18 protein-coding genes are annotated in these 13,065 nt (G+C 38.6%); all 18 read left to right on the plus strand.

All coding sequences use genetic code 11. From position 1 onward, the window contains the following. Positions 1-22: 22 nt before the first annotated feature. The 18 genes from J655_RS14425 to J655_RS14500 all read left to right on the plus strand — a co-directional run bounded on the left by J655_RS14425 (position 23) and on the right by J655_RS14500 (position 13,062). Positions 23-1,561 (plus strand): phage tail protein, encoded by a 1,539-nt coding sequence (locus J655_RS14425; protein ID WP_032052569.1) that lies wholly within the window; start codon positions 23-25, stop codon positions 1,559-1,561. Positions 1,562-1,575: 14 nt separating this feature from the next. Then, positions 1,576-1,854: a hypothetical protein gene (locus J655_RS0104525; RefSeq protein WP_001243275.1), complete on the plus strand. Its 279-nt coding sequence runs from the start codon at positions 1,576-1,578 to the stop codon at positions 1,852-1,854. Position 1,855: 1 nt separating this feature from the next. Further along, positions 1,856-2,986, plus strand: a complete 1,131-nt coding sequence (locus J655_RS14430) for a hypothetical protein (protein WP_032052570.1) — start codon at positions 1,856-1,858, stop codon at positions 2,984-2,986. Next, positions 2,976-3,524, plus strand: a complete 549-nt coding sequence (locus tag J655_RS14435; protein WP_032052571.1) for a hypothetical protein — start codon at positions 2,976-2,978, stop codon at positions 3,522-3,524. Before J655_RS14430 ends, J655_RS14435 begins: the two co-directional genes overlap by 11 nt. Next, positions 3,521-3,823 carry a hypothetical protein gene (locus tag J655_RS14440; RefSeq protein ID WP_032052572.1) on the plus strand — a complete coding sequence of 101 codons (303 nt, stop codon included), beginning with the start codon at positions 3,521-3,523 and terminating at the stop codon, positions 3,821-3,823. Before J655_RS14435 ends, J655_RS14440 begins: the two co-directional genes overlap by 4 nt. A 180-nt stretch (positions 3,824-4,003) precedes the next feature. After that, positions 4,004-4,726 (plus strand): hypothetical protein, encoded by a 723-nt coding sequence (locus tag J655_RS14445; RefSeq protein ID WP_032052573.1) that lies wholly within the window; start codon positions 4,004-4,006, stop codon positions 4,724-4,726. Positions 4,727-4,792: 66 nt separating this feature from the next. Then, positions 4,793-5,149 (plus strand): hypothetical protein, encoded by a 357-nt coding sequence (locus tag J655_RS14450; RefSeq protein ID WP_032052574.1) that lies wholly within the window; start codon positions 4,793-4,795, stop codon positions 5,147-5,149. A 2-nt stretch (positions 5,150-5,151) separates the two neighbouring features. Further along, a complete protein-coding gene (locus J655_RS14455) occupies positions 5,152-5,334 on the plus strand; it encodes a hypothetical protein (RefSeq protein ID WP_032052575.1) in 183 nt (60 codons plus the stop codon). After that, complete coding sequence (locus J655_RS25320; protein WP_171073766.1) at positions 5,334-5,510, plus strand: hypothetical protein; 177 nt, start codon at positions 5,334-5,336, stop codon at positions 5,508-5,510. The genes J655_RS14455 and J655_RS25320 overlap by 1 nt, the downstream gene beginning before the upstream one ends. A gap of 154 nt (positions 5,511-5,664) precedes the next feature. Next, on the plus strand, positions 5,665-7,443 hold the full coding sequence (locus J655_RS14460; protein ID WP_032052576.1) for a hypothetical protein: 1,779 nt from the start codon (positions 5,665-5,667) through the stop codon (positions 7,441-7,443). 62 nt (positions 7,444-7,505) lie between these two features. Beyond that, entirely contained in the window at positions 7,506-8,129 is a 624-nt protein-coding gene (locus tag J655_RS14465) for a hypothetical protein (protein ID WP_032052577.1), read from the plus strand. Between the two features lie 4 nt (positions 8,130-8,133). Beyond that, positions 8,134-8,421: a hypothetical protein gene (locus J655_RS14470; RefSeq protein ID WP_032052578.1), complete on the plus strand. Its 288-nt coding sequence runs from the start codon at positions 8,134-8,136 to the stop codon at positions 8,419-8,421. Between the two features lie 119 nt (positions 8,422-8,540). After that, positions 8,541-9,836, plus strand: a complete 1,296-nt coding sequence (locus J655_RS14475) for a hypothetical protein (RefSeq protein ID WP_032052579.1) — start codon at positions 8,541-8,543, stop codon at positions 9,834-9,836. 18 nt (positions 9,837-9,854) lie between these two features. Beyond that, positions 9,855-10,622 carry a hypothetical protein gene (locus tag J655_RS14480; RefSeq protein WP_032052580.1) on the plus strand — a complete coding sequence of 256 codons (768 nt, stop codon included), beginning with the start codon at positions 9,855-9,857 and terminating at the stop codon, positions 10,620-10,622. 62 nt (positions 10,623-10,684) lie between these two features. After that, complete coding sequence (locus J655_RS14485) at positions 10,685-10,963, plus strand: hypothetical protein (protein ID WP_032052581.1); 279 nt, start codon at positions 10,685-10,687, stop codon at positions 10,961-10,963. Positions 10,964-11,078: 115 nt separating this feature from the next. Beyond that, a complete protein-coding gene (locus J655_RS14490) occupies positions 11,079-11,726 on the plus strand; it encodes a hypothetical protein (RefSeq protein ID WP_001187722.1) in 648 nt (215 codons plus the stop codon). Further along, on the plus strand, positions 11,726-12,169 hold the full coding sequence (locus J655_RS14495) for a hypothetical protein (RefSeq protein WP_032052582.1): 444 nt from the start codon (positions 11,726-11,728) through the stop codon (positions 12,167-12,169). Before J655_RS14490 ends, J655_RS14495 begins: the two co-directional genes overlap by 1 nt. Next, positions 12,169-13,062, plus strand: a complete 894-nt coding sequence (locus tag J655_RS14500) for a hypothetical protein (protein WP_032052583.1) — start codon at positions 12,169-12,171, stop codon at positions 13,060-13,062. Before J655_RS14495 ends, J655_RS14500 begins: the two co-directional genes overlap by 1 nt. Positions 13,063-13,065 lie beyond the last annotated feature (3 nt).

Below are 13,065 nucleotides of genomic sequence, written 5' to 3' on the forward strand. Positions count from 1 at the left end.
CAATAAATCTTATGGGTGGGTTATGGCTATTAACTTCTTTTTAACTGACGCAGGTCGGAATGCATTAAATAAAGTGGGTGATGTCGCTAGTTTTGGTGGGGAGCTGACACATCTTGCTGTAGGTACTAGTAAATTTGATGCATCAGTTGAAGCAAAGAACTTAACTTCACTTAAAAATGAATTAGCCAGATTTTCTCTTAACGGTGGTGGTGTAGATACTGAAACAGGCACTTTGCGTTTTGTGATGAGTATTGAGCCAACTTTAACAATGGAAGTGTTTGAGATGGGTATATACCTATCAGATGGCACTTTGCTTGCTGTAGCTTCAACTACAGAAGCTCAATCAATCATGTCTTTACATGCAAACGTAGTAGCCATTGTTACATTCGGATTTGTTTTAACTGACGTTAATTTAAAAAACGTAACTATCAAGATTGATCCAAACACACCAATTGCTGTGATGTTGATGAATCAGCATAGTGCAGATGAAGACCCACACCCACAATACGCTGCATTAATCCGTAAACTTATGACTGAACACAATCAGCATGAGGATCCTCACCCCCAATATGCATTTGAGAAGGACGTAAAAGCCAAAGACGATGATTTACAACATCAGATTGATGATCTAGATCTTGGTTCCAAAAACTTATTACAGCAGCTAATCGATTTTAAGAAAAACTTAGATGCTCAATATCCAAAATTGATTGGAGCAGGTGTAAATATTGGTAGCACTGCAACAATTGAATTAGGTGGCAAAGTTACTGATTTACGTGATTCAAAGTATGCAATCTATTTAACTCCAGAAAGTTCACATGAAGCTTGGGAGCTTACACGTGCGGAAAAAGGGTTCTCATATAAAGTTTGGGAGCGCTCAGGGCAAAACCGTATTGGATATGCAGGCACAGTGAATTGGTCAGTTATTCAGGTTGCTGCAGAAACACTAAACGATGGAAACGGCGATTACACAGTACCAGGTGTTTATATCATTCCAATTCAACCTAAAGAACAAAAAGAATTCATTTTAGTGGGTGCTGGCGGTGCTGGCGGTGGCAGTGTATGGGAGTTAGGAGCAATGGCTCATGGGACCAATGGTACAGATACACGCTTACGTTTAAATGAGCTCGATTTGGCGGTTGTTGGTGGGGGTAAAGGCGGTACAAGTGGTCAGTGGTCGAATGGTAGTGCTTTCTCAAATGGTGCTGGCGGTTTAGCTGGAACAATTACTATCACATCTAGTATTACAGAGCTTTCAAGAAAATTAGGTATTGCTGGTACAGCTGCAAACCAATTGAATCACATGGGCGGTGCATCTGTAAGTCCAGTATCAAACTGGGGTGCAGGTGGGGATGGTGCTAATGGTGTAGGAGATGACGGCTGGGCACTTGGTGGTGGTGGTGCAAGTGGTGGTTTACTCATTTGCCGATATTCTAATTCAACCGAAAAAACTCAGTACATGACTTTAGTTGTCGGCGAAGCTGGTCACACTACTGAAAGTAACGGCAACAGCGGTAAAGCGGGTATTGGTGGCTTTGCGCGTGTAAGTACTGTTAAAGCTTAAATAGGTGAAACAGTATGAGAAATGATTATCGAAATGCTATTAGAGACTTAATTCACCGAAATCTTCAACAGAATAATATTCAGAATCTAATCGTTTGGGAGATTAAGGAGGATGAATCGCAAGATCCATCACTCTTAAGCTACAAGCTTTATGGTTCAAGGAATCATATTGATGCGGTTTTAGTGGCCTGTGGTGCCAACGGCATTTGGGAAAAGCTACCACTACAAAAGGTAGCATTTCCAAGGCTCGTTGATCTTTTAAGACTTCAAAAAGAATACTTGCAGGATAATTAATATGTCAGCATTCAAGCCAGATGATTTACGCCGTGCCCAGCTGCAATTAAACCAATCTTTGCAAAATGGTGGAGTTCGTAGAGATCAACAGAGTCGCCAGCGTGCAGATAGAGAACAGCGGGCATTTGCCGAAAAGGAAATTGAATATGATGATTGGGGACGAAAGATCCCTAAGCCTATGTTCTTGCGGCCACAAGATATTGCAGAAGGCGAAAAATATGATGTAGAGAGAGTACTTTTTACAACATTAGGTCAGCGAAATGGAGAAGTACCACGGCGTATTACCCGTGATGATATCTTGGCATTTCAGGAAAACATTCAACTATTAAAAGATCAGTATAGTAAGGGTATTACCCCTCAAAACATCATTAATTTAAGCCGACAAGATGATATTGACCGGGCAAATGAACAAATCTATTTGGCGGTACCAGTCAGCAGAAAAGCTGGGTTAGTACACTTACTTACTAATGCCGGTCCAAATAGTAAAGTTTTAAATCATCATGTTGAGATTGAGTTTTCAAACTTTAAATCAGTTGTTTTTGATATCGATAAACAAGCTTTAACTACTGTTAAAAACCGCTTGGCTAAAGGCAAAATCAAATTTCAGTGTGATTGCGAGCGTCATACGTTCTGGTATCGCTATATGGCAACTATAGGCGGCTACAACTTAGGACGGGATGAGGGTGGTTTCCCGAAAGTTCGTAACCCTCACTTGTCTGGTGTGGCTTGTAAGCATGTTTTGCGTGTTGTTAAGTGGATTGGTTCACCATCAGGCATTGCATATCTTAAAAAGGAAGTAGAAAAAGACCGTCAAAAACAAGTTGGTGCTCGATATAAGCAAACTGATAAGCAGATACAGAATTCGATTAACGAACAAGTAAAAGATGTGATGAGTGGTTCAGTAAAACCAATCAAAGCAAATATTCAAAAAGCTGAAAAGGAAATGATGCGTAGAGCAGATAAAGTTGCGAAAAAGCTCTTAGAACGCGAATTGAAAACTCTCAAACGTTTTGAATCAGAAACTGTTAGAGCCAGTCAAATTGAAAGAATTCAGGCACTACATAAATCAGGCGCTATTGACCAAGAGATGCTTAATGTTTTTATGAAGGGTTTAAGTCGAAATGCTAAATAGATCAGTAAATCAAGTTGCCAATGGACGCCGTTTAGCTGCGAGACGTGTTGTTATGAATGCATTAGCAAGTATTCCAGCACAAGTTTGGCGTAAAGAAGTGATTTTCAATAATCCAGCTGAAGATTCAAAACCATTAGATCCACTTTCTTTTGAAGCAAACACTTTATCGATTCAAGACGAACCTAACTACAAATATGAATACAAGGGCGCTGCTTATGTTCATTTCGATAAATTTAACGGTGGTTATATTCAAAAGAACTTCTCTATGAATAACCCATCTGATTTGGTGCTAACTGCTCAAGTAGAGCCATTTAATGATGAGTTGGAAGATGTATTGGAAAGAATAATCAAAATTCCCGACATGATTCTTAAAGAAGGGGATCTTTTAGGTTTAATGATTTATGAAAATCTAATGTTGTGGTTTGAGATTGTGAATATTACTGGTTTTAGTCTCATGGCAGATTTTGGCAGTAAGTATGTTTTAAACCGTAGAGATGATTTGTTTATTTCACCTATAGGTGATGGAGAAACTAAATGAGCTATTTAATTTTCAATGAAAAAGGTAAAAAGACAGGCGACATTGAAATAGCTGAACAATGTACTTCAGCAATTTTCAATTACCAGGTGATCGGGAACGGGGCCGAAGTAGAATTTTTCGGAAGTAATGTTCCTTATGCTGATCCGCAAAATGATTCACACTGGGTGACTATTCTTTCTTTAACAGCTGCTTCACCAGATACTGAACCTTTTCGACAACATTGCTGGGATAAGCTCCGTTATAAAGTGAAAGCAGGAAATAGTGTGGAAATTTATGTTTCTAGTGGGGTAAGCGGATAGAAGTGCAGCTAAGTCTTATGTATACACAGAGCGTGAGCAAAACATCTTGTTAAGTCAGGCAGATGATATCGAAAAGATATTGGGGTTAGAGCAAGCGCTCAAGGGGGATGAAATAAAAGGTGAAGAAACATAGAATTTAATTTAAATTATTGGGGAATTTATTAATTGTTTCGCTAAAAAATGAATTTTATTATCGAATATTTAAAAAGAGCCTCTTTTATTGAGATACTAACAATATTGTTTTTTTTAAGTGTTGGTGTCTCTTTAACTTTTAAAATTGGGTTTTATAATGCTTTGGGGGTTGGTTGGTATATACAAAATTTAACGCCTCAAATTCTTTTTATCTCATCTTTTAAAATTATTTTAATTTTTTTAGGTGGGATCTTTGTCGGATGCATCTTTGGATTAAAATTTTCTGAAAGAACTGTATCTGTTATTTTTTTATGCTTTATAGCTTTGTATACAAGCTTTAATGGATTTATTCAGAACTTATTAAGTATTAATTTAGAGATCTCTAATTATTTTGATGTGGTTTTGTTTATATTTTATTTTTTAACATCCATGTTTTTAGTTTCGTTAGGTTATAAAAAAAGAAAATATAATGACCCTTTGTTCGTTGGTCCATTAATTAGAATCAAACGAGAAGAAGTAATATTTGATAATGTATTTAAAATTGTAATTATCTTATTAATATTTTGTTTGCCGTATGTTAGTGGATATGATGCTGGAAAATTAGTCAAAAATAACAAGGTAAATAGTGTGGTAGTCATAAAGAATGACTCAAGAAAATGGCATTTAATTGATATGAGTGGAGATAAGGTATTGTTGAAAGAGATTAATCCTAAAGAAGATGTTTTTAAAGTTCTGGAATATAAAGATATAGACACCATAACAACAAGATAATCACACAGCAAACCTAAAGACCGCTAAGCCAAAACTAGCCCTATTCACAACGAATAGGGCTTTTTTATGCCTGGTAATCGACAAATTAAAACACCTGGTGCAGCACCAGAGCCAACAACAGTTGATGAAACTAAAGCAACTGAACAGCAAGCGGATGCCTCACAACCAGACGCTAATCAATCGACAGAAGATCAGGCACAGACTGGTGATGCTGGGTCTGAGACAGAATCAACGGTTGATCAAACGGCACTGGTTGAACAACTTCGTCAGCAGTTAGCAGCAGCCGAAGCAAACAATCAAGCGCTGAAAGGCCAATTGCGCCGTGAAGGGGCTAAAACACCTGACGCAGCTAATGTGCCAACAGAAACGGTACAAGCTGGCACACCTTACTTAAGCCCTAAAGGCTGGACACGGAATGAATAACTATGTGCGGTAGCAAACCCTTTCGACAAGATCCAGAAGCAGATGCGGCAGCAGCAGCTCAAAAAGCTGTTACTGAAACCAATGCTAAAAAAGCACAGCGTCGCACTCTAAACCAGACCAGCGCTTTAGGTTCAGCACTTGAGCCTGATACCGCTGCAACTAAAACAAAGTTAGGCGGTGGCTAATGGATAAAGGCGCTCAAAAGTTTTGTCGTCGCTTAGGTCAATTACGACTTGAGCGCTCTATTCATGAATCACATTGGTCTGATTGCTACAAGTTGGGCGCGCCTGAACGTCAGCAAAACCTTAGTTCTACAACAGATAACAAAGGACAGCGTGAGAATGAGCGCGCAGACCTTTAGCTATATAAATAAAGGGCTGCGATGGTCCTTTAGCTACATTTTCTTTGTCCTCATTCTTGGGGACTTTTTTATATTTGGAACCGACCAGAATAAGTAAAAATGGCTCATGTCAGACTTTCTTCAACTTACATCGCAAGCCAAAGGCTGGTTTAAAATGACTGTGTTATCAGACGAAATTCGTAAAAAGTATGAGGCTCAACAAACTGCTACAGCTCAGTGCCAAAATTACTATTTCAAAAGTAATGATGAGTTTGAAAATGGATTTGATAGTGCCCAAACCGCAGTTGAAGAATACCCAGAAGTATTAAAAGCTATTTTTGATTCTATCGGAACAGAATATGCCCCTGAAATTGATAAAGCGGTAATGTTTGGTGTTGCACAATATCAAACTCGTCACGGCGGTGATCTACCACATCCATCTGTTATTGCAGCTGCATTAACTGCTGGTTTGAGTGGTGCTAAACAGGCATCAGCTTTACCTACAGAAACACTTAGCTACTACGATGGTTTAAATGAGTCAGGTTTTGATGATGTAAATCACCAACACCATGAATCAGTAAGTATCGTACCAGCGATAACTGTAGCAACCATTGCAAACGTTATTGCCTATGCAATGCCTATCGTTGCGATGATTCCAAACTCGAATGGTTCTAATGAAGTTCCTCTTGTATCAATTCGCTTTGTTACCAATCGCGATTTTGGTGCAATGAAAAAATCAGAATATTTAGATGGTGCAAATGCATCAAAACCATATGTAGAAGGGCGCTTTCGCTTCGCATTGTCAAATGGTGGTGCTGGTACAACGTATTCAGTAACCGCACGCACATCTTATGCTGATTACAAAGCTAAAACCCCTGATGAAAATGCAAAATTATTACCATTTCTTGCTGGTAATGTTTCAATCAAAATTAATGGTAAAGAAGTTGCACATACCCGTAATCGAACAAAATCTAAATTAACAGGCAAGATATCTGCTATTGCAGAAAAAGATGTTGTAGTAAACGGCGTTGAATATCGTGTAATTGGTAGCGAAATTGACATTTCAGCTAGCAAAATTAGCGTGACCTTAAATGAAGCATTACCAGTTGGTGCGAAAGTTGAAGTTCATCTTGTGGCTGATTTTGATGCGCGAGATGGCAACAGTAATTATTTATTGACGCCAGTAGGTGTTGATTTTGAACCTGAATATGAAAATTTAGTGTCATCACCAATCATGGCTCAGGTTACTTTATCTACTTTGCTTCAATCCCAAGTTAATAACGAACTTAAGCTTGGTTTCCTAGGTCAGGCTTTAGCAATTGTTCAAGGAAAAATCTTCTTGGAACAAAATGTCCGTTTATTAGGTGAAGCAAAAGATTTAGCGGAATACTCGGGACGTGAAGTTACTTTTGATGCATCTCGTGGTGTCACAGGTAAATTAGCTGCTGCATTTAATACGACAGCTGATTTGTTCGGCGAAGTAATGAAATTTATTTCTGCTGCCAAAATGGATATTAATCAACGTACTGGTGGTTCAACAGTTGCTTATGATCTTTATGTAGGTGATAGCGCTGCAGTCTTCTTTAATCAATTGTCGAGCGATAAAATGCCGACAAAAACTGGTTATACAGCTGGATATGGACAAATTGTTCGTATCGGCACTCTTGCTGATGGGACGAATGTTTATCATGCACCTTCTGCACAAGAGCTTGTAGCAGAAGCAGATACTGCTTTTGATATGCTTTTAATGGGTCGTGGAAATGAGCCAATTCGCTCACCGTTCGTAGGCTTTATTCAAACTCCACTATCAGTAATTGAAACACGCCCAGATGCGCGTGAATCAGTAATGACATTAATTGGCTCTCAAGCTGCAGAAACGAACCCATTCGAACGTTATGCTGATCAGGGTTATGTCATCCACTGTATCAATATGCCATCTCTTAAAAAATCGTAAGTAATACAGAGTAAGGCGCATTTCGATGCGCCTTTTCCCTTATTTATTGAAAGGATAATCTCATGGCTGCAGCAACTCAAAACACTGACGAAACTTTAGTTTCAACTGACGAACAAGCGACTACAAAACCAAAAAACACACGTAATAAAACCAATAAAACTACAGAAACACAGAATACCCAATCTGATGAGAACAATACTTCAGATCAAGATGATTTGTTAAATAGTAAAAGTCCTGAAAACGGCACATCTCAAGATGAAGGTGATAAACCTACTGATTTGAAAAATGCTGATTCAAATAATGAAGTATCCAATACTAAAGATAATGGAAACTCAACTAAATCATCAAATGAGTCTGTCTCACCTTTAAAAGATCTTGATTCTAAAAATTTCTGGAATGTTGATGAGTTAGGGTATGTAGCAAATAAAACTAAAGAAACTGATATTCCCAAAGCCCAACATCAAATTGTAGAAAATCTAGCTGGTTCAAGCATTAGTATTGTAGATCCGCTAGTTATTAAAGTAACTAATAACGGATTTTCAACAGTTTTAGAACCGTTATCACGTGTTGCTATTGAAGCAGGTCAGACAGCAAGTATTACGTGTCATAACCAAACATTTAAACATCAAGTACTGGAAAACTTACGCCAGTTGAAGGGTCTTGGTAAAAATCTAATTGTTGAGTAATAAAATGACCAGTTTAATTATTGATGGTACTAATACTATTATGGATGCTGTAGGTGACCAGCCAACTGAACGTGTTATTACACTGCAGAACAATAGTGTAAATGACATTACAGAACCCTTTTCCCAAGTTAGAGTTCAAGCTGGTCAAAAGGTGACATTTACATTGATCGGCGATGAAGCTTATAAGCAATTGCAAGATAACTTAGACCAAATCAACGGATTGAAAGGGAATGTAATTCAGATTGTACCGTCTGAGCCGCAAGAACCCTCTGAACCAGATGGAACGGTATAAGAATTTGATTATTTTGAAAACCACTTCCGAGTGGTTTTTTTACATTGGAACTAGCCAGAAAATTTAATAAGCCCACAGCTCAAAATACTTAAAACAAATAGCCTTGGGCGTGTAATGTAATGAATATACTTGCTCTATCAAGTACAGGTGAGCTATCCCTTGTTGCAGGGGCTGGCCCATCACTCAAACTGGAATTTGATACTCACAGTTATCTTGCAAATGCAGAAATCAATGTGGCCTTTTTTGCGAAAGTAACAAGCCCACGCGGACCTGCAGATATTTCTATGCGTTTGGAAATACGTGATGCGGTAACAGGTGATCAAATTGTTACTGTACAAGGATTAGTAGATGGTGACATTGAAAATTCTGCTTCAATTGTTGCAGTAGCTGATGCTAAAGAATACTTCGAGAAATTTGATTTATCACTGGGCATTGATGCGCTACAAGCAATTCTCAAATCAACTGCATATAACGAATCTAATAGTTTAGGTCGAGCTTCAAAAACATTGGCCTTAGAAGATGAAGCATTACCTTCATTTAATCCAGATGAACTATATAAAATTCTGACAAGTCAGTTAACTACACCAGCATATCTGACTTTGCCTAATCCACATGATTTACCAATTTATGTTGCGGCACAACGTGCAGCTACAAAATTACGTATTCCTTTAGATGCCGAAATCAACCCAACCTTTACTGCTGAACAAGCAGCCCAATTTGCTACAAGCGTAGATGCTCAATCACAGTTTGTTCAATTCATTTGGAGTCCGAACCTTTGCCGCCCTTCAGATGCTGTCACCCTTAGAGGGCGTAAGGTACCAGCATACTATTTGGGCCATTATATCGGCGATAAATTATTACGTAATGCGAAATTGAATAAACAAGGTTTTGCGCCGTTAAAAAATGCTGTGGCGTGGAAAGATTATCCATTTACAGCAAAAAACTTAAGCCAGATGCCAGGTAATGATCTTGAAGATGAGCAAGTTCAGGAAATGTTGGCTAAGGCTAAAGTAAATGTTGTTCGCCCAGTTAAGTTCGAAACTACATTATTTGTTTTAAGTGATGTGTTAACCCAATACCAAAGTAAAAATAGTGCTTTGCGCTTAGTTCCTGCAGCCGAAATCGCGGCACGGGTTACAAATAAATGTATCGAAATTCTTAGAACTTATATGTTCCAAGCAACTCCTGACTACATCAAAAAAGCTGGTGACGATATCCAAGAATTTTTAGAAGGAGCTTCTAGCGAAACAACTGGTTGGTTACAACCTGCTGATGAGCTGGGGGGAAAACCTTTTGAGTTCAGTTTAGTACCTGACAATGACTTTCCTTATGAGCGAGTACGCCTCTATTTAGCCCATGGTGTTGTTGGTACAACACGTGCCGCAATTTTTGATGAAGACGTTTTAGTTAAATAATTTTAAGGATCTTTCAAGATGAATCCATTTGGCCCAACCACTAAAAAACCATTAACGTTACGTGCTTTTGATTCAGCAGCGGAGAATATTTCTACCGTTGTAAGTAAGGTTTCAAGTACTGATCGAGAACAGCAATCTGTGATTGAACAAGTACGGCAAATTGCTCTAAATATTCTATCCGATACGGTAGATACAATCAGCGAAGGTAATCTTGAAGAAGGAGAGCTGGGCATTGATTATTTAGATGCTTTAATTTTCGATGCTTTAGATGGTGCAGATGATGATGAAGGCACCTATGAAAACGCTCTCATGGCGTCACTTTCAGATGCTTTCTTAACATTTGGTGTTGATGCTACAGATATTGAAGAAATCTTTAGCGAAGATACAGAAGTTGCTGACGCTGCATTAGAAGCAGCAGCAAATACTGTTCTCGCTAATACGCCTGATGAAGGTCCAGAACTCGAAGAACTGGTACGAGAATTTATTTTCGGTGAGGCAGATGAAACAGAAGAAGGTTTCGACTCAATGGCTAAAAAAATTAAAGCTCGAAATGGAGCGTTTAGCCAGCGTAAAGTGAATGGTCGAAAAGTTCATTACCGTGGAGTTCTTGCGATTCGACAAGGGGTTAAAACAGTTGTGAATAAACGATTACCAGGTCAAAAGGTGCGTTTAACATCAGCTCAAAAAGCTGGTATGAAAAAAGCTCGTCTTCATGCTTTCACGGCGAATGCAATTCGCAAGCGTTTGCGTTCATTCAATAAAGGTAAACGTTTAGGTATTTACTAATTGCTATTAGGTAAAGTCATTTTATGGCTTTACCTATCATCCATTCAATTAAGGAAATAAGCATGAATACAACTCAAATCTTAGGTGAAGCGCCAGGTATTCAATATCAGAAAAAAACTGATAAAACCGAAACAAAAACCAATCAATCATTAACTGACACGATTATCATTGGCCGCTTTATGCGTGGGCGTTTTGATGCACCTATGACGATCCATAAAGGAAATATTCGCGGTGAACTCGGTTATGAACCAAATAACCCTGATTATCGTTGTGTCCAAGATACCCTTGAACGTGGTGTACCTTCAGTACAAGTTCTGCGGGTACCGCAGAATATTGGATAAAAAGAAATAAACAAAGCTACCCATTAAGGTGGCTTTTTTAATGGAACCAAACAACTTTGAAAGGGTTTTAACCTTTTACTCTTGATGCATATAAAAGCTATAGAGCATCAAGATCATGCAACAATCTAACCCGATTTTACTTAACCAGCTTAAACAAGATTATATTGCCTTACAGCAACTTGGGTCCCCCTTATTAGCGTGTCAAGGAATGTTTGTACCTCGTGGCATGGAAGACCTTCGCTTTTTATTTAAAAGTTGCCCACGGCCGATTGTGAGTAATGAAGATCCAGCAGAAGTTCAATATGCGGGTGGTTTTACTGGAATTGTTGCTGGTCCACCGAAAACCCATTACACAGGCAACCTTCAAATCCTAGTAACTGAAGCTGGGCATGATCAACTATTAGCTGAATATGTCGTAGCTAGTGGTGGAATCATCCATGGTGATTACTACGATGGCCGATTAGGAAGTTTTACCCGCTCATATGCACTTGAAAACTGTGCTATTCGTTTTGAATCAGCTGAATACGATTCTGATAGCCGATCACAAGTAATGACAGTTTCTTGCCCAATTGATTACAACTACTTTGGTAGTTTCGCAAACATTGGTACCAACGGTAGTATTCAGCCGGGTAAAAAAGAAATTGATGGTACAGCTGAGCTTGTTAATCGAGTTCAGCAAGTGATCAATACTGCTCAACAAGCAACTAATCTTGCAAATGCTGTGCAAGGCGTTGGTCGTCAACTGGGCAATCTATTTGGGTAATGGCTATGAAGTTATTACCTGAATCAGAAGGGTATGCTGTAGTTGCTGGTTCTATCCAGCAACTTTCAGAAGAACTCTATAAAGAATATCAATTATCTGGTTACTCAATTTTGCTTGAGGATATCGTTAAGGCATTTATTGAAGAGACAAAATCTTATGCGGGTTGGGCGACATTAGATTGTCAAACTAAGGCAATTACCAGTATTGAACTGAATGAATCCATAGAACTTAATGGGGATGAGTATGTAATCATTTTGCCTTTAGTAAAAGCGCATTGTGATCTTTTGCAAGCTCGATTAGTTGAAGCAACCCGTGGGCTAGGAGTCGAAAGTTACGGGCTTTCAGTCTCAGAAGCTCAGCAAAACTATAATGAGAAGAAAGAAGCTTTACCAAAACTTGCATTTTTAATGGTCCCGATGAGTTTTAACATGGGGAACCGTTAATGCAAATCACCATAGTATCTGCTGGAAAAGTTATTCCAGTTTCTGAGCTTATTAGTGCAACTTTAAGAACTGATCTCATACCTATTCCAGCCTCTATTGAGTTTACAGTTCAATCAACTACTGAATTAGATTCCCTTTTAAAAGAAGGGGAGCAACTTACAGTAAATGACATATCTCATCCTTTCGAACTTATCAAAGTCACCCCTCTAAAAACTCAGACTATTAAACATGATCGACGTGTAGGTGGTATCTCTTGTATTGGCATTTTGGCTGGCTGTAAAAGACTTATCGAAAATTTAAAGCAAGCTGTTATTAGTAATGAAACCTCCTTTAATTCAGTAATAAGAGCTTGTGGAGCAACTATCAGTCTAGGTGGTGATTTACCTTTGCCAAAATTCGTATGCCTAAAGGGAAGCTTGCCTACACAACGTTTGGCTCATTATCTGCAACAAGAAGCGGCAGTCATTTGTTTTCAAAACAATAAGGTGTCAGCTCAAAAAATTGATTCATTTTTCAAAAAGGAACCAGTCACAAAACTAGATCCTAGCAGTGTCGTTTGGATATCCAGTAAACCTTTGGAACTGATGCAAAAATCATCTTTCGTGACCGTGGAGAATAACGGTTCAACGGTTGTTGGTGATGACTCAATAACCCCAGGCCACACTGTTACGCAAAGAGCTGGTTTAGATGCCCGACAAGTTAAAAACTTGGAAAAAGTTTTGATCTTGCGGGGAACCATAATCAGGCCGCTAAATTTGAATTGGAATGCGGGCGATATATTCGAAATTGATAGTAAGAAGTATGTCGTTTTAACAGCTGCACATCATATAGATACAGGCGCAATCGGGGGATCAATGGGGACTTCATCAAAGTTCTGGATTGCTAATTTGTAGGTC

It is taken from the genome of Acinetobacter sp. 1294243, from assembly GCF_000588015.1.
Classification (GTDB): Bacteria; Pseudomonadota; Gammaproteobacteria; order Pseudomonadales; family Moraxellaceae; genus Acinetobacter; species Acinetobacter pittii.